Origin of the sequence: Pseudonocardia sp. Ae150A_Ps1 (genome assembly GCF_001932315.1) — a bacterium.
Classification (GTDB): Bacteria; Actinomycetota; Actinomycetes; order Mycobacteriales; family Pseudonocardiaceae; genus Pseudonocardia.
This window is the reverse complement of record NZ_MCIJ01000001.1, coordinates 375,309-398,091: the sequence shown is the minus strand read 5'-3', so window position 1 is coordinate 398,091 and position 22,783 is coordinate 375,309. Positions and strand designations below refer to the sequence as shown.

The 22,783-nt window shown below is 75.0% G+C and carries 20 protein-coding genes and 1 pseudogene; 10 read left to right on the top strand and 11 right to left on the bottom strand.

What is annotated here, in order from left to right; all coding sequences use genetic code 11:
- Positions 1-4: 4 nt before the first annotated feature.
- From Ae150APs1_RS01690 to Ae150APs1_RS01680, 3 genes are read right to left on the bottom strand one after another with little or no spacing between them, the layout of a single operon-like run.
- Positions 5-250 (bottom strand): acetyl-CoA carboxylase, encoded by a 246-nt coding sequence (locus Ae150APs1_RS01690; protein WP_010232661.1) that lies wholly within the window; start codon positions 248-250, stop codon positions 5-7.
- A gap of 10 nt (positions 251-260) precedes the next feature.
- The gene (pxpA, locus tag Ae150APs1_RS01685; protein WP_075295289.1) at positions 261-983 is read right to left on the bottom strand and encodes a 5-oxoprolinase subunit PxpA; all 723 of its coding nucleotides are present in this window, start codon (positions 981-983) and stop codon (positions 261-263) included.
- 23 nt (positions 984-1,006) lie between these two features.
- Positions 1,007-3,376, bottom strand: a complete 2,370-nt coding sequence (locus Ae150APs1_RS01680) for a molybdopterin cofactor-binding domain-containing protein (protein WP_075301565.1) — start codon at positions 3,374-3,376, stop codon at positions 1,007-1,009.
- Positions 3,377-3,497: 121 nt separating this feature from the next.
- On the opposite strand from Ae150APs1_RS01680, the gene Ae150APs1_RS01675 reads away from it, so the two are divergent.
- The 3 genes from Ae150APs1_RS01675 to Ae150APs1_RS01665 all read left to right on the top strand — a co-directional run bounded on the left by Ae150APs1_RS01675 (position 3,498) and on the right by Ae150APs1_RS01665 (position 7,007).
- A complete protein-coding gene (locus tag Ae150APs1_RS01675; protein WP_075295287.1) occupies positions 3,498-4,988 on the top strand; it encodes a PucR family transcriptional regulator in 1,491 nt (496 codons plus the stop codon).
- 85 nt (positions 4,989-5,073) lie between these two features.
- Positions 5,074-5,667, top strand: a complete 594-nt coding sequence (locus Ae150APs1_RS01670) for an NAD(P)H-dependent oxidoreductase (protein ID WP_075295285.1) — start codon at positions 5,074-5,076, stop codon at positions 5,665-5,667.
- Positions 5,664-7,007, top strand: a complete 1,344-nt coding sequence (locus Ae150APs1_RS01665) for an MFS transporter (protein WP_075295283.1) — start codon at positions 5,664-5,666, stop codon at positions 7,005-7,007. Before Ae150APs1_RS01670 ends, Ae150APs1_RS01665 begins: the two co-directional genes overlap by 4 nt.
- A 9-nt stretch (positions 7,008-7,016) precedes the next feature.
- Here the strand turns inward: Ae150APs1_RS01665 and Ae150APs1_RS01660 are convergent, their stop codons facing one another.
- Positions 7,017-7,436, bottom strand: coding sequence for a DUF4232 domain-containing protein (locus Ae150APs1_RS01660; RefSeq protein ID WP_170918026.1), 420 nt, complete (start codon positions 7,434-7,436; stop codon positions 7,017-7,019).
- A 261-nt stretch (positions 7,437-7,697) separates the two neighbouring features.
- Here Ae150APs1_RS01660 and Ae150APs1_RS01655 point away from each other — a divergent pair, with 261 nt between their 5' ends.
- Entirely contained in the window at positions 7,698-8,474 is a 777-nt protein-coding gene (locus tag Ae150APs1_RS01655; RefSeq protein ID WP_349289901.1) for a sulfite exporter TauE/SafE family protein, read from the top strand.
- 549 nt (positions 8,475-9,023) lie between these two features.
- Here the strand turns inward: Ae150APs1_RS01655 and Ae150APs1_RS33180 are convergent.
- Positions 9,024-9,620 (bottom strand): annotated as a pseudogene (locus Ae150APs1_RS33180) (serine/threonine-protein kinase); the annotation flags it as partial.
- Positions 9,621-11,014: 1,394 nt separating this feature from the next.
- Positions 11,015-11,530 carry a MarR family transcriptional regulator gene (locus Ae150APs1_RS31830; RefSeq protein ID WP_010240712.1) on the bottom strand — a complete coding sequence of 172 codons (516 nt, stop codon included), beginning with the start codon at positions 11,528-11,530 and terminating at the stop codon, positions 11,015-11,017.
- Positions 11,531-11,834: 304 nt separating this feature from the next.
- Here Ae150APs1_RS31830 and asnB point away from each other — a divergent pair, with 304 nt between their 5' ends.
- On the top strand, positions 11,835-13,706 hold the full coding sequence (asnB, locus tag Ae150APs1_RS01625) for an asparagine synthase (glutamine-hydrolyzing) (RefSeq protein ID WP_075295271.1): 1,872 nt from the start codon (positions 11,835-11,837) through the stop codon (positions 13,704-13,706).
- A 92-nt stretch (positions 13,707-13,798) separates the two neighbouring features.
- Positions 13,799-14,629 carry a DUF427 domain-containing protein gene (locus tag Ae150APs1_RS01620; protein ID WP_075295269.1) on the top strand — a complete coding sequence of 277 codons (831 nt, stop codon included), beginning with the start codon at positions 13,799-13,801 and terminating at the stop codon, positions 14,627-14,629.
- 3 nt (positions 14,630-14,632) lie between these two features.
- Here the strand turns inward: Ae150APs1_RS01620 and Ae150APs1_RS01615 are convergent, their stop codons facing one another.
- Positions 14,633-15,121 carry a MarR family transcriptional regulator gene (locus tag Ae150APs1_RS01615; protein WP_010240708.1) on the bottom strand — a complete coding sequence of 163 codons (489 nt, stop codon included), beginning with the start codon at positions 15,119-15,121 and terminating at the stop codon, positions 14,633-14,635.
- 86 nt (positions 15,122-15,207) lie between these two features.
- Here Ae150APs1_RS01615 and Ae150APs1_RS01610 point away from each other — a divergent pair, with 86 nt between their 5' ends.
- Positions 15,208-16,329, top strand: coding sequence for a M20/M25/M40 family metallo-hydrolase (locus tag Ae150APs1_RS01610; protein WP_075295267.1), 1,122 nt, complete (start codon positions 15,208-15,210; stop codon positions 16,327-16,329).
- Here Ae150APs1_RS01610 and coaA read toward each other — a convergent pair.
- Both coaA and Ae150APs1_RS01600 read right to left on the bottom strand, forming a co-directional pair.
- Entirely contained in the window at positions 16,301-17,272 is a 972-nt protein-coding gene (coaA, locus tag Ae150APs1_RS01605) for a type I pantothenate kinase (RefSeq protein ID WP_010240706.1), read from the bottom strand. The genes Ae150APs1_RS01610 and coaA overlap by 29 nt on opposite strands.
- On the bottom strand, positions 17,269-18,027 hold the full coding sequence (locus tag Ae150APs1_RS01600; protein WP_083679871.1) for an SDR family NAD(P)-dependent oxidoreductase: 759 nt from the start codon (positions 18,025-18,027) through the stop codon (positions 17,269-17,271). Before Ae150APs1_RS01600 ends, coaA begins: the two co-directional genes overlap by 4 nt.
- A 147-nt stretch (positions 18,028-18,174) precedes the next feature.
- Between Ae150APs1_RS01600 and Ae150APs1_RS01595 the strand changes: the two genes are divergently transcribed.
- The 3 genes from Ae150APs1_RS01595 to Ae150APs1_RS01585 all read left to right on the top strand — a co-directional run bounded on the left by Ae150APs1_RS01595 (position 18,175) and on the right by Ae150APs1_RS01585 (position 21,528).
- Positions 18,175-19,500, top strand: coding sequence for a hemolysin family protein (locus Ae150APs1_RS01595; RefSeq protein ID WP_075295265.1), 1,326 nt, complete (start codon positions 18,175-18,177; stop codon positions 19,498-19,500).
- Positions 19,497-20,552: a hemolysin family protein gene (locus Ae150APs1_RS01590; protein ID WP_075295263.1), complete on the top strand. Its 1,056-nt coding sequence runs from the start codon at positions 19,497-19,499 to the stop codon at positions 20,550-20,552. The genes Ae150APs1_RS01595 and Ae150APs1_RS01590 overlap by 4 nt, the downstream gene beginning before the upstream one ends.
- Positions 20,553-20,718: 166 nt before the next feature.
- Positions 20,719-21,528, top strand: coding sequence for a 3-methyladenine DNA glycosylase (locus Ae150APs1_RS01585; protein WP_139317071.1), 810 nt, complete (start codon positions 20,719-20,721; stop codon positions 21,526-21,528).
- A 56-nt stretch (positions 21,529-21,584) separates the two neighbouring features.
- Here the strand turns inward: Ae150APs1_RS01585 and Ae150APs1_RS01580 are convergent, their stop codons facing one another.
- The gene (locus tag Ae150APs1_RS01580; RefSeq protein ID WP_010232679.1) at positions 21,585-21,791 is read right to left on the bottom strand and encodes a hypothetical protein; all 207 of its coding nucleotides are present in this window, start codon (positions 21,789-21,791) and stop codon (positions 21,585-21,587) included.
- A 125-nt stretch (positions 21,792-21,916) separates the two neighbouring features.
- Entirely contained in the window at positions 21,917-22,738 is an 822-nt protein-coding gene (locus Ae150APs1_RS01575; RefSeq protein ID WP_075295259.1) for an NAD(P)-dependent oxidoreductase, read from the bottom strand.
- Positions 22,739-22,783: the final 45 nt, after the last annotated feature.

The following is a 22,783-nucleotide window of genomic DNA, read 5'->3' as shown; positions in this document are numbered from 1 at the left end:
TCCCTCAGCCGATCTCGATGACCGCCACCGGCTGCCCGGCGTCCACCTCGTCCTCGTCGCCGACGAGGAACTCGACGAGCGTGCCGGACGCCCCGGCTGCGATCTGGTGGAACGACTTCATGACCTCGACCAGCCCGACCGGCGAGTCGCCGGACACGGCGCTGCCGTCCTCGGCGAACGGCGGGCTGTCCGGGTCCGGCCGCCGGTAGAAGACGCCGGGGATCGGCGAGACGACCTCGTGACGGGACATGTGCGGCTCCTCAGCTCAGGTGGGGCGTCAGCGCGGTGTGGACGGCACGGGCCAGCTCGACCGCGTTCGGGGTGTCGGAGTGCACGCAGACGCAGTCGGCGCGCACCGGGATCTCGCGACCGTTCTCGGAGGTCGCGACGCCGTCGGTGACCGCGCGCATCGCGCCCGCCGCGGACGTCTCCGGGTCGAAGGCCTGGTGCTCGCGGGTGATGATCAGCGAGCCGTCGTCGCGGTAGTCCAGGTCGGCGTAGTACTCCGAGATGAACCCGGCGGGGCGGTCGCCCCAGACCTTCTCGTGCACCGAGCCCGCCATGCCCATCAGCGGCGCGCCGAACACGTCGGCCGCGTCGGCGACGGCGGCCGCGACCTCCTCGTCGCGCGACGCCATGCCGTAGAGCGAGCCGTGCGCCTTGACGTGGTGGAGCTCCATGCCCTCGGCGCGCAGGAACCCCGTCAGCGCCCCGATCTGGTAGACGACGGCCGCGGTCAGCTCGTCGCGGTCGAGCTTCATCTCGCGCCGGCCGAAGCCCTCCCGGTCCGGGAGCGACGGGTGCGCGCCCACCCGGACGCCGTGCCGCTTGGCGAGCTTCACCGTCCGGGTCATGACGCGGGGGTCCGACGCGTGGAACCCGCAGGCCACGTTGGCGACGGTCACGTAGGGCATGAGCCCCTCGTCGTCGCCGCAGTGGTAGATCGAGTACGACTCGCCCATGTCGCAGTTGATGGCCACCATGAGGTGCCTCCTCTCCCCTGGGGTCAGGCAGTCTTCCGCGCCGCGGCCGTGATCGCCCGCCAGACGGCCTGCGGGGTCGCCGGCATGTCGACGTGGGTGACGCCGAGGTGTGCGACCGCGTCGATCACCGCGTTGACCACCGCCGGGGACGAGCCGATCGCACCGGACTCGCCGATCCCCTTGACCCCCATCGGGTTCGTCGGCGACGGGGTGACGGTCTGGGTGAGCTCGAAGTTCGGCAGGTCCGACGCCGACGGCACCGTGTAGGACGCGAGGTTGCCCGCGGTCGGGTTCCCGGCCTCGTCGAACGTGGCGTGCCCGTAGAGGGCCTGGCCGATGCCCTGCGCGATGCCGCCGTGCAGCTGGCCCTCGACGATCGTCGGGTTCACGACGACACCGCAGTCGTCGACGGCGACGTAGCGGCGGATCCGGGTGAACCCGGTCTCGGTGTCGACCTCGGTGACGCAGACGTGCGTGCCGAACGGCCAGGTGAAGTTCGGCGGGTCGAACGCCGAGTCGGCGGTCAGGTTGGGCTCCATGCCCTCGGGCAGGTCCGCCGCGAGCGACGCCGCCCCGGCGACCTCCTGGATGGTCACCGACGGCCCGCCGGTACCCGCCACCCGGAACTGCCCGCCGCTGAACTCCAGGTCGGACTCGGCGGCCTCGAGCAGGTGCGCGGCGATCAGCATCGCCTTGTCCAGCACCTTTCCGGCGGCGAGGTGGACGGCGGTGCCGCCGACGGCGAGGCTGCGCGAGCCGTAGGTGTCCCGGCCGAACGGGGCGACGAGCGTGTCGCCGTGCAGGACCTTGACGTCGTCGGGGTGCACGCCGAGCCGGTCGGCGACGATCTGCGACCAGGCCGTCTCGTGCCCCTGGCCGTGCGGCGACGTGCCGGTGACGACCTCGACCTTGCCGCTCGTCGTCATCCGGACGGTGGCCTGCTCCCAGCCGCCGGACTGCAGCCGGACCCCGGCCGCGACCTTCGACGGGGAGAGCCCGCCGGACTCGGTGAAGTTGCCGAGCCCGATGCCGAGCTGCACCGGGTCGCCGGACGCGCGGCGCTCCTGCTGCTCGGCCCGCAGCGCGTCGTACCCGACCAGGTCCATGGCGGTGCGCATGCAGGTCTCGTAGTCGCCGGAGTCGTACTGGACGCCGGAGGGGACCGTGCGTGGCTCGTCGAACTTCGGGTGCAGGTTGCGCAGCCGCACCTCGGCGGGGTCCATCCCCAGCTCGCGGGCCAGGTCGTCCATGATCCGCTCGTGGCCGTACGCGGCCTCGGAGCGGCCGGCGCCGCGATAGGCGTCGGTCGGGGTGAGGTTGGTGAACACGCCCTTCGCGGTGAAGGAGTAGCTGCCGAAGTCGTAGAGCCCGCATAAGGTGAAGGCGCCGAACACGGCGATGCCCGGGGTGAGCAGCTGCAGGTAGGCGCCCATGTCGGCGAGCAGCTCCACCCGCATCGCGAGGATCTTCCCGTCCCGGGTGGCGGCGACCGAGACGTCCTGGATCTGGCCGCGGCCGTGCGTGGTGGCCTGGTGGTGCTCGGAGCGCGTCTCGGTCCACTTGACCGGGGTGCCCAGCTTCCGGGCCAGGACCAGGGCGAGGAACTCCTCGGCGTAGACGTTGAGCTTCGCCCCGAACCCGCCGCCGACGTCCGGTGCGACGACCCGGATCTTCGTGTCGGCGATGCCGGTGCACGCGGCCAGGATGTCCCGGACGAAGTGCGGCACCTGGGTGGCGGTGTAGACGGTGAGCCCGCCACCGACCGCGTCCGGGACGCAGACGACGGCGCGCGGCTCCATCGGCGAGGGCACCACCCGCTGCTGCAGGTACCGCCCCGACACGACGACGTCGGCGCCGGCGAACGCGGCGTCCACGTCCCCGGTGGCCAGCGGCCAGGTGTAGCAGTGGTTGGTGCCCAGCTCGGCGTGCACGAGCGGGGCGTCGTCGGCCAGCGCGTCGGCCATGTCGACGACCGCGGGCAGCTCGGTGTACTCGACGTCGACCAGGTCGGCCCCGTCCCGCGCGGCGGCGGCGCTGGTGGCGAGCACGACCGCGACGCCGACGCCGACGTGGTGGACCACCCCGGCGGCCAGCGGACGGTGGTCGGGGACCTTGATGTCCTCGGTGACCGGCCAGCCGCACGGGATGCCGGCGAGGAACTCGCCGTCGACGTCGTCGGCGGTCAGGACGGCCCGGACACCCGGGTGCTGCCGCGCGGCGCCGGTGTCGATGCTCGTGATCCGGGCGTGCGGCAGCGGGCTGCGGACGAACGCCATGTGCAGGGTCCCCGGCGGGACGATGTCGTCGGTCCAGGTCGCCCGGCCGGTCAGCAGGGCCGGGTCCTCCTTGCGCGGGAGGCTCGTCCTGACGTACCGGGGCGCGGTGGTGGTCACGCTGGGCTTCCCTTCGCCGACGTCCTGCGTGTGGCACAGCGTGATCCACGACACCCGGACGCGGTAGTGTCCCGATCGTCCAGTTCGAGGGTCACCACACTCCGATCTGTCAGGGGGAGCCGTGCCGGTCTCGTTGCGTGAGCTCTGCGCGGACCGCAGCCTCGGACTGCGCTCCGCGTGTCCCTCCGCGGATCTGGAACGACGCATCACCTGGGTGCATTCGAGCGAACTGTCCGATCCGACGCCGTACCTCGACGGCGGCGAGCTGCTGCTCACCACCGGGCTCGGCCCGGCGGCCGACCCCGACGGCTACGTCGCCCGGCTCGCCGCGCACGGGCTCGCCGGCCTCGGGTTCGGCACCGGTCTCGGCCACGACGACCTGCTGCCCGCCGTCACCACGGCGTGCGCCCGGGCCGGGCTCCCGCTGGTGGAGGTCCCCGAGCGCACCCCGTTCCTGGCGCTGAGCCGGGCCGTGTCCGAGGCCCGGGCCGCCGAGTGCTACGCCGAGGTCGTCCGCACCGACGAGGCCCAGCGCGCGCTCACCGCCGCCGCGCTCGGCGACGACCGCGAGTCGGGCCCCGGGCGGGTGCTCGACCGGCTCGCCGAGCGCCTCGACGCGTGGTCGCTGATCTCCGACGCCGACGAGCGCGTCCGGTACGCGGCACCGCGCCCGTCCTCGCGGCGGGCCGCCGCGCTGGCGGGCGAGATCGCCCGGGTCCGCGAGCACGCGGGCCCCTCCAGCGTCACGGTCGCCGCCGGGGGCGGGCAGGTCGTGCTCCAGCCGGTGCGGATGGTCGGGCCCTCGGTCCTCGTCGTGGGCCGGGACCGCCAGTTCTCCCCGGTCGACCGGCAGGTCATCGGCTCCGCGGTGTCGGTGCTGACCCTCGCGCACGCCCGCAGCGCCGCGGCGGGACGGGCCGAGCACCGGGTGCGCACCGCGGTGCTCCGGGCACTGGCCGTGCTGCCCGGCTCCGGCGCCGAGCAGGTCCTCGCCGACACCTGGGGGCCGCTCCCCGACGGCGACCTGGTGGCCGTCGCGCTGGGCGGACGGCCGGCGAACGGCCGGTTCGACGTGCTGCTCGACACCCTGGAGCGGGCGTCGGCCGGTTTCCACGCGGAGCTCGACGGCCGGGTGGCGGTGATCGTCGGCGCGGACGCCGTACCGCCGCTGCTCGCGGTGGCCGCCCGGGTCCGCGACGTCCGGGCAGGCATCTCCGACCCCGCCCCGGTGACCGGCCTGGCCCGGGCCCTGCGCGAGGCGGGGCGCGCGCTCGACGCCGCCGAGCGCCTGGACCGCCGCACCGTCCGCTTCGCCGATCTCGCCGCCCGCGGGCTGTCGGCACTGGTGCTGCCGGAGGACGCGGAGGCGTTCGCCGAGTCGGTGCTGGCCCCGCTGGTACGCCACGACGCCGAGCGCCGCGGCGACCTCGTCGGCTCGCTGCGCGAGTGGCTCGCCCACCACGGGCAGTGGGACCCGGCCGCGACCCGGCTCGGGGTGCACCGGCACACGCTGCGCGCCCGGATCGAGAAGGCGGGTGCGCTGCTGGACCGGGACCTCGACTCCCCCGGCGTGCGGGCCGAGCTGTGGTTCGCGCTGCACGCCGGCCGGTGATGTTCTTGACCTGAAGTCAGCTCCAGCTTCTAGCGTCGCGGCCGAGCGGGTGGGGAGGCCACCCGACGACGTGAGGAGCACCGCCATGACCGGCACGGACACACCCAGCCACACACCGGTCCGCACACCGGTCCGCGTCGCCGTGATCGTCGGCAGCGTCCGCACCGGGCGGTTCGGACCGACCGCGGCCCGCTGGTTCGCCGGCGAGATCGACGACCGCGACGACGTCACGGTCGACGTCGTCGACCTGCTCGGCGCGGACCTCTCCCCCGCACTCGACCGGGCCCCGGCCGGCCCGCTGCGCGCGCGGCTGGCCGCGGCCGACGCGTTCGTCGTCGTCACCCCGGAGTACAACCACTCCTACCCGGCCGGGCTGAAGACGGCGATCGACTCGTTCCACGCCGAGTGGGCCACGAAACCGGTCGGGTTCGTCAGCTACGGCGGGCTCTCCGGCGGCATCCGCGCGGTCGAGCACCTGCGCCCGGTGTTCGTCGAACTGCACGGCGCCCCGGTACGGGACGCGGTCAGCCTGCACTCCTTCCCGGAGCTCTTCGGCGCCGACGGCCGTCCCTCCGACGGCGGTGCCGCCGCGGCCGCCGCCGGGGTGCTCACCGACCAGCTCGTGTGGTGGGGACGGGCCCTGCGCGACGCCCGTGCCACCTACGGGACCGTCGCATGAGCGCCCCGGCCCGCCGGGGCGCCGTCACCGCACTCGGGCTGGCGATGCTCGCGGTGACCTCGGAGATCACGATCGCCGCGGTCGCGCTGCCGGGCGTCGGCGCCGACACGGGCGTCGGACCGGGCGCGACGGCCTGGGTGATGCTGGCCTACACGGTGCCGATGGCGGCACTGGGCATCCCGGCCGGGCGGTGGGGCGACCGCGCCGACCCGCGGCCGGTGTTCCTGCTGGCCCAGCTCGGGATCCTGCTCGGCACGGCGCTGACCGTGCTGGCGCCGACGTTCGCGGTGCTCGTCGCCGCCCGGGTGGTGCAGGGGGTCGCCGCGGCCCTGGTGGTCGCGGTCTACATGCCGATCGTGACGGCGTCGGTCCCGCCGGAACGCCGGGGCCGGGCGATCGGCTTCATCATCATGATCATGACGGTGGGCACGATGGCCGGTGCCCCGGCCGGCGGCCTCGTCGCCGACGCACTGGGCTGGCGCGCGGTGTTCCTGGTGAAGGTGCCCGCGGTGCTGGCCGCGGTCGTCGCCGGGATCCTGTTCCTGGACCGGCGGCGGGTGCGCGGCGTGCCCGCGCCGGAACGGTCGCTGCTCGCCGAGGCGGTGCTGCTCGGCGGTGCGGTGACCGCCGTGCTGCTCGCGCTCGACGGGAGCGGCCCCGGCTGGCGGTCGCCGGTGGCCGCCGTGGCCGCGGTCCTCCTGTTCGCCGGATGGCTGCGCCTGCCCGCGGCGGGCGCGGTGCGGGACCTGGTCCGCCGCCCGTCGTTCGGGCCGACCCTCGCCGCCCTGTTCGCGGTGTCGACGACGGCGGGGCTGGTGTCGTTCCTGGTGCCGTGGTTCGTGGCCGACGTGCTGGGCGGGACGGCCGCGTCCGGCGGCTCCGCGCTGCTGGTGTTCGTCGCCGCCGTGGCGGTGACCTCGCCGGTGGCGGGCCGGCTCACCGACCGGTTCGGGCCCCTGCGGGTCACCGTCGCCGGGGGTGCGCTGAGCGTGCTCGCGCTCGCGGCGCTGCTGCCGCTCGGCGCCGGGACGGGCTGGGCCGCGCTGGCCGGGGGGATGGCGCTCCTCGGCGTCGCCGGCGGGGTGTTCAACCCGGCGGTCAACGCCGCGGTGCTGGCCGCGGCGCCACCCGGCACCGAGGGCGCGACCGGCGGGATCGCGATGACCGCGCGGACCGTCGGCAGCGCCGTCGGGCCCGCGGTGGCGGCGCTCGGGTGGACCCTGACCGGCGGTGGGTCGGCGGGCTGGCGGCTCGGCGTCGCGGTCCTGCTGGTCGCGGCGGCGGCCGGGACCCTCGCCGTGCTGCGGCCCGCGCTGCGCACCCCGGTCCCGGCGACGTGAGCACGGCCGTCAGCGGGCGACGACCGACTCCACGGTGACCTGGGGCCGGTGGGGCTCGCCGGAGCAGACGCGGCCGGCCCGGGGCACGAACGTCCCCCCGCTGCCGCCGGGCGGGTGCACCCGGAGCCCGCGGGCCTCGGCGGGCACGCACACCGCGGCCGGGTAGCGGTCGGTGTCGCGGACCCGCAGCGCGGAGGTGGCGGCTCGGCCGGGCTCGAGCCGGACCTCGGCACGCGGCCCCTCGACGGAGGCCCGCGGGCCGACGGGGGTGCCCTCGTTCCCGGCCACGAACGACACGCCCGGGTAGCCGCGCAGCACGCAGGGAGCGGAGCCGGTGTTGCGGAACACGATCTCGGAGAGGGTGCCGCCGTCGTCGGTGCGGGGCGGGGTGGCCGAGACGTCGAGACCGTCGCCGGTGCAGGGCCGCACCGACCCGGTCGCCGGTGGCTCCGTCGGAACCGTCGTGGGGGGCTCCTCCGTGGCCGGCGCGGCGGCGGGCACGGACCGGGCCGGGGACACCGGGGGTGCGGCAGCAGGCGCACCGCACGCACTCAGGAGCACGAGCAGGCCGGCGAGCACCCCGCTCACCTGCCATCGCGCCGTGCGCCGCCCGCCCACGGCGTGATTGTGACCTGCGTGTCACCCGGTCGGACGTCCGGGGTCCGGACGGTGCGCCCTGGGTAGGGTCGTGTGCATCGCCATCGATCTCCCGCTCCCCCTCCCCGGCCGGTGACCGCACCGGAGCTCGCCCTGCTGTTCGTGGCCGGGTTCGCCGCCGGCCTGAGCGGTGCCGTGGCCGGTCTGGCCTCGCTGTTCTCCTACCCGGCGCTGCTCGCGGTCGGCCTGCCCGCGACGACCGCCAACGTCACCAACACGGTGTGCCTGCTCTTCCAGGGTGCGGGGGCGGTGGCCGGCTCGCGGCCCGAGCTGCGCGGCGCGGGCCCGCAGGTCCGCCGGTGGGTGCTCCCGGCCCTGCTCGGTGGCGCCACCGGTGCTGCCCTGCTGCTGGCGACCCCGGAGGGCGGGTTCGAACGGATCGTGCCGTTCCTCGTCGCCGGCGCCGCGGTCCTGCTCCTCGTACCCCCGCGGCCGGACTCCACCCGGACCCCCGGGCGAGGCGTCACGGTCGGCGTGTTCGCCGTCGCGGTGTACGGCGGCTACTTCGGCGCCGCCGCCGGCGTGCTCATGCTGGCGCTGCTGGCATCGCTGCCGGGAGCGACGCTGCTGCGCGCCAACGCCCTGAAGAACGTGCTGACCTGGGCGGCGAACGCGGTGGCGGCCGTCGGGTTCGCGGTGTTCGGCGACGTCGCGTGGGTCGCGGTGCCGGCGCTCGCGCTCGGCCTCGTCGTCGGTGGCCGGCTCGGCCCCGCCGTCGCCCGGCGGCTCCCGGCACGGCTGATGCGGATCGGGATCGCCGTCGCGGGGCTCGGTCTCGCCGGGACGCTCTTCGCCGACGCCTGGCTCTGACGGGTCCCCGGTCAGGCGCGGACGCCCCGCTGCCCGACGGCCCCGCGGAGACCGACACAGCCGACGCACCCGACACAGTCCACGCAGTCCACACAGGCGACGCAGGCCACGCACCGCGTGCAGTTTACGCAGGCCAGGGTCGCCACGCACCGCCGGAGCCCGACCCCGAGCAGGGTGAGGACGCTCGCCACGATCCCGGCGCTCCCGCCGGTCCCGGCGCTGCCTGCCACGCCCGTCGTCCCCCGTCATGACGGGAATGGTGCCCGAGCGCGCCCGGCCGGTCGAGACACCACCGGGCCCGGCCCGCCGGGTCACTGCCGGTCGAACACCGCCGTGACGGGCCCGTCGGCGCGGTAGCCCTGGCGCTGCAGCCAGCCGTCCAGCTTCGCCTGCACCGCCCGCAGCTCGGGACGCCGCTGCGGCTCGGTGCGCAACGCCTGCTTGAGCAGCGACAGGTGTGCCGTCCGCGACGGCAGGTGGGTCAGCTTCCCCCCGGCCGCGGCGGCACGGAGCCCGGCGACGGCGTCGCTCGACTCGCCCCGCGGGGGGTGCCCCGCTCAGCGCGAAGGAGACCGCGGCGGCCAGCTGCCAGCCGTCCGACGCCGGGGACGCGGGCTTGCCCGCCGCCGTCTCCGGGGCGAGGTAGTCGGGGGTGCCGAGCACGTAGCCGGTCTGGGTCAGCGTCGAGTCGCCCTGTTTGCGGGCGATCCCGAAGTCGATCAGGTGCGGGTGACCGTGCGGGTCGACGACGATGTTGCCGGGCTTGAGGTCGCGGTGCAGCACCCCGGACCGGTGCGCGGTGTCCAGCGCCCCCGCCACCCCGGTCCAGATCCGGGCCGCGGAGACGTCGTCGACCGTGCCCCGCTCGGCGACGAGCTGCCCGAGCGACATGCCGTCGACGTACTGCATCACGATCACGAGGCCGTCCATGCCCTGGAGGCCGGGGTCCGACGACGCGTGCAGCAGGTCGTAGATCTCCACGCAGCACGGGTGCCGCATCGACCCGAGCGCGGCGGCCTCCCGGCGGATCCGCTCCTCGGTCTCGGGGTCGGCGGCGTGCGCGGACTTCACGGCGACCGTGTGGCCGAGCTTCGCGTCGTGGGCCAGCCAGACGCCACCGAACCCCCCGGCACCGAGGCGCTTCATCAGCCGGAACCGCGGGGCGCGGCCGGGGCCTCCCGGCACCGGCGCCACGAGCGTCGGGCGCCGCGGCGGCCCCGGCGGCGGGAACGGCCCGCCCGACGGCGCCTGCGGCCGCATCGGCCCCGCGGCCGGGTGCGCGGCGGGCCCGGTCGGCGGGCGCCCCGGCCCGCCGGGGGCGTACGCACCGGGCGGCGGCGCACCCGGGGGCCCCGCGTACCCGGACGGCGGCCGGGAACCGGCCGGGGCGGGCAGCGACCCGAACCCGGCGTAGGGCGCCGCCTGCGGCAACGACGACGGCGCTCCGGGCGCGGCCGCGGCGGACCGGCCGGAGAAGTCGACGGGGTGCTCCGGCTCGCGCTGGGCGAACCGGCCGGCGAGCCGTTCGGCGACGCTCGGGGTGGCGGTCACCCCGCTGCCCTGCGCCCCCCCGGGGCCGCGCCCCGCCCGGGACGATCCGGCGGCCGCGGCCCCGCCCCGCGACGAGCCCGTCGGGGCGGCGGGGGCCGCCCGTGCGGCGGGCGCCGCGTCGCGGCCGGCCCGGACCCGCTCGATCCGGGCCCGCGACGGCGCCGGGACCATCGGCACGACCAGCACCCCGGCGAGGCTCCCGCCGAGGATGCCCACCCACAGGTGCTCGGCCGTCCCGGCGGGGACGGTCGCGGTCAGCACGACCAGCGCGAACAGCGGGAGCCAGAAGAACTTGGCGGGCCAGCGCGGCCCACGGCGCAGCGCCGTGCGGGCCTGCACCGCGACGAGCACGACGGCGAGCAGCGGCACCAGGCCGAGCAGCACGATCGCGGTCACCGAGGTGACGACGTCGCCGCCGCCGATCGACCCCGCGACGCTGCCCCGGCCGAGGTAGCTGCTCTGGGTGCCGACGAGGTCGCAGGTGGTGACCCGGATGGAGTCGGTGACCTGGGCGGACAGCCCGGGCACCGCGGGGACCCCCTGGGTCGCCTGTGCGAACACCCCGCCCGCGCCGACGAAGACGGCCAGCGGCAGCAGGCCGGCGGCGAGGACTCCGATCCCGCCGATCAGCACGGACTCGGCGCCGCTGTACCCCGACGACGACCCGGACCCGATCCGGCGGCGCAGCACGGCGACGGTCGCGGCGCCGGCGGTCGGGAGCAGCCCGGTCAGGACACCGAGTGCGGTGACCGACCACGCCCAGTCACCGGGGCAGGTGTCCGGGATCCCGAGGCCCCGGATGCCGCTCAGCAGCCCGGCGACGAGTGCCACCAGCGCGTCCACGCCCGCACCCCCCTCGTCCGCCGATCCGCCGGCCCGGCCGGGCCGGGCCGGCCGGGCTCCCCCACTATGGCATCACCCGGGTGGCGGGCCGTGGCGCGCATCGGGTCCCGCCGCCGTCGTCGCCGGGCGGGTGGACCGGGGCGGGATCAGCGCAGGAACAGGTCCAGGTCGGTGTTGAACCGGTCCAGCAGCCCGGCCAGCCCGTCCCGGTCGGCCTGCGGCCAGTGCGCGATGACCTCCCGCAGCGGCGCCAGCCGGGCCGCGCGGACCTCCTCGCGGGCGGCCTCCCCGGCCGGGGTCAGCGCGACGCTCACCGAACGCGGGTCGCGCTCGTGCGGGGACACGTCGACCAGCCCGGCCCGGGACAGCCGGGACACCTGGCGGCTCGCGGTGGGCTTGCTGACACCGAGCTTGCCGGTGAGGGCGGTCAGCGAGAGGGCACCCTCGTCGTCGAGCAGCATGAGGACGGGGTACGTGTAGCGGTCGACGGCGTCGTTCGCGCCGTAGCCGTGCGCCCACACGGACTCCATGGTGCGACGCACCAGCAGGGTGATCTGCTTCTCCAGGGACTCCAGCGACGCCTCGGCGGCACCCGTGCTCGCCGGGCGCAGCGCGCCCTCCAGGTCGTCGCGTTCGGCCGTGGCGACCCCGCCGCCGGCCACGTCACCGTCAATCGGGCCAATCGGACTTTCGGTCATGTTTCGCATGGTACACACGTTGCGGACCGCAACATTCGGCATCGCAATCACGTAAGCCGATCGAAAGGTTGGCGGCTCCGGGCACCGGCACACTGGGCCGTTCGGGTGTGACGGGGACCGCTCCACGACGTCGTCGCAGGTCATTGCACCGGGGAACGAACACCACGGGATCTTCCGTGTTACGCTGGTGTGGCGCGACGCAATGATTAGCGTTGCAATCGATGTGTTGGATCTTGTTCCGGTTTCATCAGAAGTGAGGAGCACGCCCGTGTGCGGAATCTGCGGCTGGATCGACTACCGGCACGACCTGGGTGCGGACGAGCACGTCCGCACCCTCGCCGCCATGAACGACACGATGGCCTGCCGCGGACCGGACCAGCAGGGCGTCTGGGCGCAGGGGCCGGCCGCGCTCTGTCACCGGCGCCTCGCCGTCATCGACATCGAGGGCGGCCGCCAGCCGATGAGCCTCGACGAGGGTGACACCCCCGGGCTGCACATCGTCTACTCCGGCGAGACCTACAACTTCCGGGAGCTGCGCGAGGAGCTCGCCGCCGCCGGGCACCGGTTCCGCACGTCCAGCGACACCGAGGTCGTGCTCCGCGCCCACCGCGAGTGGGGACGGCGGGACCCGTCCGCCGTCGCACGCCGGCTGAACGGGATGTTCGCCTACGCGCTCTGGGACTCCGGCACCCAGGAGCTCGTGCTGGTCCGCGACCGGCTCGGCATCAAGCCGCTCTACTACTACCCCACCCCGCACGGGGTGCTGTTCGGCTCCGAGCCGAAGGCGATCCTGGCCAACGCCGAGGCCGACCGGACCGTCGACGCCGACGGCCTGCGCCGCGCGCTGGCGTTCGTCTCCGACCCGTCGAACGCCGTGTTCCGCGGCATGCGGGAGGTGCCGCCCGGCTGCGTCGTCCGGATCGGCCGTGACGGGTACCGGGAGGAGCGCTACTGGCAGCTCACCGACACCGGTCACGCCGACGACGTCGACACCACCGTCGGGAACGTCCGGGAGCTGCTCGAGGACACCGCGCTGCGCCAGCTCTACGCCGACGTCCCGCTGTGCACGCTGCTCTCCGGCGGGCTCGACTCGTCGGCGCTGACCGCGCTGGCCGCGAAGCACGTCGACGGCACCGTCCGCTCGTTCGCCGTCGACTTCGCCGGCTACGCCGAGAACTTCGTCGCCGACGACGCACGCGGCACGCCCGACACGCCCTTCGTGCACGAGGTCGCCGAGTTCGTCGGCACCGACCACCGCGACATCGTCCTGCAGACCGAGGACATGATGGACCCGGCGGTGCGCCGGGCCGCACTGCACGCGCGCGACCTCCCGGCCGGCATCGGCGACATGGACTCCTCGCTGTACCTGCTGTTCTCCGCGATCCGGAAGGAGTCGACGGTCGCGCTCTCCGGGGAGTCCGCCGACGAGGTGTTCGGCGGGTACCGCGACTTCCACGACCCGGAGACCGTCGCCGCCGACACCTTCCCCTGGCTGGCCGGCCGGATGATGAACCAGGACCACCACGATCCCGGCCTGTTCGACCGCAGCCTGTGGAACAAGCTCGACGTGCCCGGCTACGTCGACGACCAGTACCGGACGGCGCTCTCGGAGGTCCCGGAGCTCACCGGGAAGGCGGCGGACGATCCGCACGAGCGCCGGATGCGCGAGATCTGCTACCTCTACCTCACCCGGTGGCTGCCGGTGCTGCTCGACCGCAAGGACCGGATGAGCATGGCGGTCGGGCTCGAGGTGCGGGTGCCGTTCTGCGACCACCGGCTCGTCGAGTACGTGTTCGGCACGCCGTGGTCGCAGAAGACCTTCGACGGGCGGGAGAAGTCGCTGCTGCGGCACGCGACGAAGGACCTGCTGCCCGAGTCCGTCGTGCAGCGGGTGAAGAGCCCCTACCCCTCCACCCAGGACGCCGGGTACGAGAAGTCGCTGCGCGACCAGGTCTCGTCGATCCTGGCCGAGGGTGACGACGCCCCCGTCGCGCCGCTGGTGGACCGTGCGGCGGTGCAGCGGCGGCTGGACTCCGCGGCGACCCACGAGCAGAACTCGATGGGCAGCCGGATGCAGCTGGAGCGCATCATCGACCTGAACACCTGGATCCGCGACTACGACATCGACCTGGCGGTGTAGCCCCGCGCACCTCCGCTGGCCCGGCCCGGGGAGCTCTGGTTCGGTGGAACCGGACCACCGCTCCCTGAGTCGAGCTCCGGAGGAGGGCACCCGTGGGACTCACCCGCACCGACGGCCCGCTGTCGTCGTACGCACCGGCGACGGTGAACTACGCGATCGACGGCCCGCCGCACAAACTGCTGATGCACCCGTTCCCGCGCCGGGTCCGGGCCGAGGTCGCCGGCCGGACCGTGCTCGACACCCGGCGCGGGTACCTGGTGCACGAGTCGAACCTGCTCCCGGTGCTCTACGTGCCCGAGGACGACGTCGACACCTCCGTGCTGGTCCCGAGCGACCACACCACGCACTGCCCGTTCAAGGGCGACGCGACCTACCGCTCGCTGCGGGTCGGCGACACGGTCCGGGAGAACGCGGTCTGGACCTACCCGGAACCGGTCGCCGCGGCCCCGTGGCTGCACGGGCTGGTCGCCCTGTACTGGAACGCGGCCGACGCCTGGTACGACGAGGACGAGCAGGTCTTCGCCCACCTCACCGACCCCTACACCCGGGTCGACGTGCGTCCCACGCACCGCCACGTCGTCGTCACGCACGTCGCGCCGGACGGCCTGAGGACGGTGCTCGCCGAGTCCCACGCGCCGTTCGTGCTGTCCGAGACGGGGCTGCGCAACCGCTGGTACCTGCCGGCCGGGGACGTGACGGTCGAGCTGGCGCCCTCGGAGACCCGCACGCGGTGCCCGTACAAGGGCGAGGCGGCCTACCGCGACGCCCTGCTGCCACCCGCGACGACGCTGGCCGACGCGTTCTGGGTCTATCCCGACCCGCTGCCCGAGTCGGCCCGGATCGCCGGGCTGCTCAGCGTCACCGACGGCCCCCGTGACGACGGGTCCGAGATCAGGGTGACGGTCGACGGCGAGCCGGCCTGACCCCTACTCCTCGTCGTCGCAGACGATGAGCGCCTCGAGCGCCGGCAGGGCCGCCTCCAGGGCGGCCCGCTGGTCGGCGTCGAGGCGGTCGAGCCGCCGCGCGATGAGGGCGGTGCGCTCGTTGCGGACCTCCCGCAGCTTCGCGCGGCCCTCGTCGCTCACCGAGACGAGCACGCCGCGCGCGTCGCCGGGGTCGGGTGCCCGCCGGACCATGCCCTGGTCGTCGAGGGCGGACAGGACCCGCGACATCGTCGGTGCCGTCACGCCCTCCCGGCGGGCGAGCTCGGAGAGCCGCAACGGGCCGTCCTTCTCCACCGTGACCAGTGCGGAGAGCTGCAACGGCGGCAGCGACTCGGTGCCGTCGATACGGATCCGCCGGTTCAGCCGGCCGACGGCCAGCCGCAGCCGGGACGCGACCTCGTCGTCCGGGGTCTCGAACCTGCTGCTCACCGCCGCAGCGCCGGAGTTGCCGGCGCCGGAGTTCCCACCCATCCGGACATGGTGCCAAACAATCCATGAGCAATGGCATCCGCCCCGTCACGTGTCACAGTCGGTATTCCCGCGAACGGAGGTTCCCCGTGCCCGATCCCGTCGATCTCGCCGGCCGCCTGGTGGCCCTGGACACCCGCGGCGGCGGCGAGCGCGCCGCCGCCGACCTGCTGGCCGACCTCCTCGACGACGGCGGTTTCGACGTCCGTCTGCACGAGCCGGAGCCGGGCCGCGCGAACCTCGTCGCCCGCCGCGGCGCGGGCCGACCGCCGACGACGCTCACCGGGCACCTCGACACCGTCCCCGCCGACCCGGCGGGCTGGTCGTTCGACCCGCACGCCGGCGACGTCGTCGACGGCAGGCTGCGCGGCCGCGGCAGCACCGACATGAAGACCGGCGTCGCCGCGATCACCGTCGCGGCGCTGCGCAGCGCCCCGGACGTCCCGTTGCAGCTGGTGTTCACCTTCGGCGAGGAGACCGGCTGCGACGGTGCCCGCACCCTCGACGGCCTGGAACCGTCGCCGCTGCTGGTGGTCGCGGAGCCGACGTCGAACCGGGTCCTGCACGGCCACAAGGGCGTGCTGTGGCTGCGCCTGCGGCAGGCCGGGGTGAGCGCCCACGGCTCCCGGCCGGAGCTGGGCGAGAACGCGCTGGTGGCGCTCGGCCGGGTGGCGGCGGCGGTGCACGACCACGGCGCCGGCGCGGGCTGGCCGGTCAGCGACACCCACGGGGCGGTCACCTGCAATCCCGGCGTGCTGCGCGCGGGCAGCCAGCCCAACCTCGTCCCCGACCGGGCGGAGCTGGAGCTCGACCTGCGGCTGGTCCCCGGGTTCGACGCCGGCACCGCCCACGACGCCGTCGCCGCGCTGGCCCGGGACGCGCTCGCCGCGGCCCCCGTCCGGCCGGGCACCGCGCCGGAGATCGACGTCCTGATCGACCTCCCCGCGGTCGCCACCGACCCGGCCGATCCCCGGGCGGCCGCGGTCGCGGAGCGGCTCGGGCACAGCGGCGCGCCGGAGTTCGCGTCCTACTTCACCGACGCCTCGGTGCTCGCCGGGACGCTGGGCGGGCCCGGCGGCGACTGCGCCGTGCTCGTGTACGGCCCCGGCGACCCGGCACTCGCCCACGTCACCGACGAGACCTGCTCCGCGGCGAACGTCGTCGCCTGCACCGACGCCCTGGTCAGAGCTTGCGCAGCCGGATCCGCTTGACGTCGTGCCCGGCGCCCTTGGTCAGCACGAGGCTGGCCCGCGACCGGGTCGGCAGGATGTTCTGCTCCAGGTTCGGCGCGTTGATCGAGGCCCAGATCGTCTCGGCCCGCGCCACCGCGGCGTCGTGGTCGAGCTCGGCGTAGCGCCGGAAGAACGACTGCGGGTCCCGGAAGGCGGTCTCCCGCAGCCGCAGGAACCGTTCCACGTACCAGCGCCGCACGTCGGCGGTGGCGGCGTCGACGTAGACCGAGAAGTCGATGAAGTCCGACACGGTCAGCGCACCCGCCACCGCGGGCTGCAGCACGTTCAGGCCCTCGATGATCAGGATGTCCGGGCTGCGGACGACCAGCTCCTCGTCCGGGACGATGTCGTAGGTCAGGTGCGAGTACACCGGGGCCGTGACCTCGGGCCGGCCCCCCTTGATCTCCGAGACGAACCGGAGCAGCTTGCGCCGGTCATAGGACTCCGGGAAGCCCTTGCGCTCCATCAGCCCGCGCCGGTCCAGCTCGGCGGTCGGGTACAGGAACCCGTCGGTGGTGACCAGCTGCACGTTGGGGTGCTCGGGCGAGCGGGCGAGCAGCAGGCGCAGCAGGCGGGCCGTCGTCGACTTCCCGACGGCCACCGACCCCGCGACCCCGATGACGAACGGGGTGCGGGCGCCGCCCGCCCCCAGGAACCGGCGGTAGGCCCGGTAGAGCCGGCCACCCTCCTCGACGTGCAGGTTGAGCAGCCGCGACAGCGGCAGGTAGACCTCGCGGACCTCGTCGAGGTCGACGAAGTCGCCGAAGCTGCGCAGCTGGTCCAGCTCCTCCGCCGACAGCGGCACCCGGGTCGACGACGCCAGCTGGGCCCACGACGCCCGGTCGAAGTCGACGAACGGCGACGCGCTGCCCTTGGCCAGCCCCGACGGCCTGCGGCCCCCGTAGTGTGCGGCGGCCGTCACTGCGTCACCGAGGTCAGCGCGTACTCGACGACCTGGGCGGGACTCGCGAGCACGTGCACGATCCCGTCGGCGACGACGGCCGGGTCCAGCCCGACCGTGGCCAGCCGCTCGGTGTAGCGGTCCCGCAGCGCACCGTCGGGCCACCCGTCGACGATCCCGGTGCGGGCGAACCCGGGCGAGACCGTGGTCACCCGCACCCCGCGCGGCGCCAGCTCCGCCCGCAGGCCCTCGGCGACGGCGTGCACCGCGTGCTTGGACGCCGCGTACACCGCCCCGGCGGGGTTCGGCACCCGCCGTCCCGACATCGACGAGACGCAGACGACGGCCGGCTCGGTGCCCCGCTCCAGGTGCTCCGCCGCGGCCCGGGTCACGACGAGCAGCGCGACCACGTTGAGCCCGAACATCCGCCGCCACTGGTCCGGTGTGCTCGGCTCGTCGCCGAGCACCGGGCCGCCGTGGAAGACGCCCGCGGCGTTCACCACGGCGTCGAGACCGCCCAGCGCGTCCGCGGCGGTGTGCACGGCCGCGGCCGCCGCGGCGTCGTCGGTGAGGTCGGCGGGCACGGCGACCGCGCCGGGCAGCTCCGCGGCCAGCTCGGCGAGCCGCTCCCCCCGGCGGGCCACCAGCGCGACCCGCGCCCCGCGGGCCGTCAGCGCCCGGGCGGTCGACTCACCGATCCCGGCCGAGGCACCGGTCACGAGGACCCGGCGTGCGGACAGGGGTTCGCGGGCCGGAGGCGGCATCGCCGTGGTCATGGCAGACCAACCTAGACCCCGCACGGGCCCGGCAGGCCGTGAGATCACTCGCAGTGCCCGCCGCGCGGGTACCTCCGCCCCGTCGTATCGTCGTGCACCGTTTCCCCGTGTCCGCTGCCCGTCGTCGCGATCCAGGAGCACACACCGGTGACCGTCCTGCTCTCCCTGCTGGGCCTCGTCGCGGTGGCCGCCCTGACCCTGGGCACCGCGGTCTCGGTCGCCTCGGAGTTCTCCCTCACGGCGCTCGAGCGCAGCCGGATCGACACCGCCGTCGCCGCGAGCGGTGACCGGCGGACGCGGTCCGTGCAGCGCGCCCACGGGACGCTGTCGTTCCAGCTCTCGGGCTGCCAGCTCGGCATCACCGTCACCACGCTCGCCACCGGCTACATCGCCGAGCCCGCGATCGCCGAGCTCCTCCGCCCGCCGCTGGAGCTGACCGGGCTGCCCACGTCCTGGGCGTCGGGCGTCGCGACGGTCCTCTCGCTGGTCGTCGCGACCGCGCTGTCGATGGTGTTCGGCGAGCTGGTGCCGAAGAACCTCGCGATCGCGAACCCGCTGGGCGTCGCCCGGGCCGTCGTGTGGCTGCAGGCGGGGTTCGCGTGGACCTTCCGCTGGCTGATCACCGGCCTCAACGGGGCCGCGAACGCGATCGTGCGACGGCTGGGCGTCGAGCCGGCCGAGGAGCTCCGCTCGGCCCGCTCTCCCGGCGAGCTGAGCTCCCTGGTGCGGGCCAGCGCCGAGAGCGGCAGCATCGACGCCGGCACCGCGGCGCTGCTGGACCGGTCGCTGCGGTTCACCGACCGGGTCGCCGAGGACCTGATGACGCCGCGGGTGCGGGTGGAGACGATCGACGCGACCGACACGGTGGCCGACCTCGTCACGCTGGCCCGACGCTCCGGGTTCTCCCGGTTCCCGGTGATCGACGGCGACCCGGACACACCGCTCGGGCTGGTGCACGTCAAGCAGGCGTTCGGCGTCCCGGCCGGGGAGCGCGCGGGCACCCCGGTCCGCGAGCTGGCGCGGCCGGTGGTGACGGTGCCGTCGTCGCTGGACGGCGACGAGCTGATGACCCGGCTCCGGGCGGCCGGGCTGCAGACCGCCGTCGTCGTCGACGAGTACGGCGGCACGGCGGGTCTGGTGACCATGGAGGACCTGCTCGAGGAGATCGTCGGCGACGTCCGCGACGAGCACGACCGGGACGAGCAGAACCGGGTACGGCGGCTCGGTGACGGCGTGTGGGCGCTGTCCGGGCTGATGCGGTCCGACGAGGTGGACGAGGCGACCGGGTTCCGGATGCCGCGCGGCGAGTACGAGACCCTGGCCGGACTGGTGATGGCCGAGCTGGGCCGGATCCCCGACGTGGGCGACGCCCTCGTCGTCGACGGCTGGGGGCTGACGGTGCTGCGCCGGGACCGCAACCGGGTGGCGGAGGTCCGGCTGTCCCGGACGGTGGAGCAGGGGGTGCCCGCATGAGCTCGGGAGACGTGCTGGCCCTGGTCGCGGCGGTCGCGCTGCTCGGCGCGAACGCGTTCTTCGACGCCGCCGAGTTCGCGCTGATCTCGGCCCGCAAGGACCGCCTGGAGGCGATGGCCGAGAACGGCTCCACCGGGGCCCGCACGGTGCTCGACGCCTCGCACGACCTGTCGCGGATGCTCGCCGCCTCCCAGCTGGGCATCACGATCGCCTCGCTGCTGCTGGGGCGCCTCGGCGAGCCCGCCGTGGCGCACCTGATCGACGGCCCGCTGGGCGCCGTCGGCGTCCCGCAGGCGCTGGCGTACCCGATCGCCTTCGTGGTGTCGCTGATGGTGGTCGTCGTCGCGCACATGCTGCTCGGCGAGATGGTGCCGAAGAACATCTCGATCGCCGGGCCGGAACGCGCGGCGATCATGCTGGTCCCGCCGTTCCTGGTGTGGACCTCGATCGCGCGGCCCTTCATCGACCTGTTCAACCACATGGCGAACGGGACCCTGCGGCTGCTCGGCGTGACCCCGAAGGACGAGCTGGAGACGGCCTTCACCCCCGGCGAGCTGTCCGAGATGATCGACGACTCGCGCCGCGAGGGCCTGCTCGACGACGAGGAGTCGTCCCGGATCGCCCGCACGCTGTCCTCGGCGGAGGCGACCGTCGCCGACGTCGTCGTCGCGGTGGACGACCTGGTGTGCCTGGACAGCTCCCCGACCGTCGACGCGCTCACCGCGGCGGTCGAGCGCACCGGGTTCTCCCGGTTCCCGATCCGCGGTGCCCGCGGCGGGCTGACCGGATACCTGCACGTCAAGGACGTGCTGGACCTCGCCGACGCGGGCTCGGCCGCGGTGCCGCCGCAGCGCGTCCGCAGCCTGCCGTCGGTGCCGGTCACGGCCCGCCTCGACGAGGCGCTCGCGTCCCTGCGGACGGCGCGGGCGCACCTGGCGCGGGCCGTGGACGCGCGCGGCGACACCGTCGGCGTCGTGACCATGGAGGACGTGACGGAGGCGTTCGTCGGGACCGTGCGGGACGCGACGCACACCCCCGGCGCACCGGCCTGAGCCGGGCGCGCCCCGGGCCCGTGCCGCTCGCCGCGCGGGACGTACCGTCGCAGGCGTGACCACCGACGCCGCCCGCCACGGTACGGGCGCCCCCGCCGGACGCGGGACCGGCGCGCAGCTCGACGCCGGCTCCTGGCGGGCCCGCGCGCAGGCGCACCGCGACCGGGTGTCGGCCTGGACGACGCCGCACCACGAGCGCCGTCGGCGTCGCGAGCCGCACCCGGTGTGGGACTTCCTGTTCACCTACTACTCGCACCGGCCCGCGCTGCTGGAGCGCTGGGACCCGGGTGCCGGCGTCGTCCTGGCCGACGGCGGGGAGTTCCTGGACCGGCCCGGCTACGTCCGGGTCCCGGGCGGCGGCACCGGCGTGGCGTTCGATCCCGCGGCCGCACCGGACCGGCTGCGGACCACGGCCGGGTTCGTGCACCGACTGCTCACCGCGACCCGCTCCCGGCCGCCACGCCTGGGCTGCTTCGGCCTGCACGAGTGGGCGATGGTCTACCGGACCGACCGGCCCCGGCACGGCGCCACGGTGCCGCTGCGGCTGGGCCCGCAGGGCACCGACGACGTCGTCGAGTCGATGCGGATCGGCTGCACCCACTACGACGCGTACCGGTTCTTCACCGGTCTCGCGGCGCCCCGCAACACCCTCACCCCGACCCGGGATACCCAGGTCGAGCTGGAGCAGCCGGGCTGCCTGCACGCCACGATGGATCTCTACAAGTGGGCGTACAAGCTGGCCCCCGCGGTGCCGTCGGAGCTGGTGGCGGACTGTTTCGAGCTGGCCGCGGACGTCCGTGAGCTCGACATGCGGGCGAGCCCGTACGACCTGGCGGACCACGGGTTCTCCCCCGTGCGGATCGAGACACCCGAGGGCCGCGCCGACTACGCACGCGCCCAGTCTGCCTTCGCCGGCCGCGCCGCCCCGCTCCGCGACCGCCTGATCGACGTGGCAGGGACCCTGCTCGACCCCTGATCACGGATCGGGAAGGGATCCGGCCACATCCGGCCGGATCCCTTCCGATGCCGTGATCACCCGGTCGCGCTCCCGACGAGCTCGTCCAGGACGCCGTCACGGGCCGAGGCGACCAGGTCGGAGAACTGGTCGACGCTCATCTGCACCCGCTGCCCGAAGTCGTCGGTGATCACGATCCGCTTGTCCGGCGCGGCCGCCTCGTCGACGTAGAGCTCGGGGCAGCCGCAGTTGCAGCTGCCGCAGAAGGTGGCGATGTGACGCACGCGGCGCTCCTCTTCCTCGCATCGGCGGTCGCGGGCGGATGCCCGCGCCGTCGTGGCGGTCGCCCGCCCGGCCCGGGCGGTTCCCGTGATCACCCGGACGGGTCAACCGGTCACGGCCCGTGCGATCAGGCCCGCTCGACGAAGAAGTCGAGGTCCGGCTCGTCGCCTCCGCCGTAGTGGGACAGGTCGGAGACGCCGTGCGCGGCGAGCACCTCGTCGTCGACGAAGGTCCGGCCGGTCGGCCGCGCGTCGTCGGTGAGCACGGCGACGGCCGCGGCGGCCATGATCTCGGGGCTGCGGGCCCGGTTCCCGGCCTCGTCGCCGCCCAGCAGGTTGACGACCGCCGCGGTGGCGATCGTGGTGCGCGGCCACAGGCAGTTCGCGCGGATGCCGTCGGCGGCGAACTCGTGCGCCCAGCCCAGCGTCAGCAGCGACATCCCGTACTTCGACAGCATGTAGGGCGGGAACTCGCCCAGCCACCTCGGGTCCAGGTTGATCGGCGGGGACAGGGTGAGCACCTGCGCGTCACCGGACTTCCGCAGCTGCGGCAGCGCGGCCCGGGTCAGCAGGTACGCCCCGCGCGAGTTGATCGACTGCATGAGGTCGCAGCGCTTGGGGGTGACGTCCTCGGTGCCCTGGGTGTTGAGCGCGCTCGCGTTGTTCACGACGACGTCGACGCCGCCGAAGGTGTCGACCGCGGCCTGCACGGCGCGCTCCACGTCCTCCTCCACCCGGACGTCGCCGACCACCGCGACCGCCCGGCCGCCGGCCTGCTCGATCTCGGCGACGGCCGTGTGCACGGTGCCGGGCAGCCGCGGGTCCGGCCGGTCGGTCTTGGCGAGGATCACCGCGTTCGCCCCGCGCCGCGCGGCGGCGGTGAGGATGGCGAGCCCGATGCCGCGGCTGCCTCCCGACATCACGATGGTGCGGCCCTGCAGATCGGTCATGGGGTCCTCCGGGTTGCGGTGCGGCGGTGCACGGTCCCGAGGGAC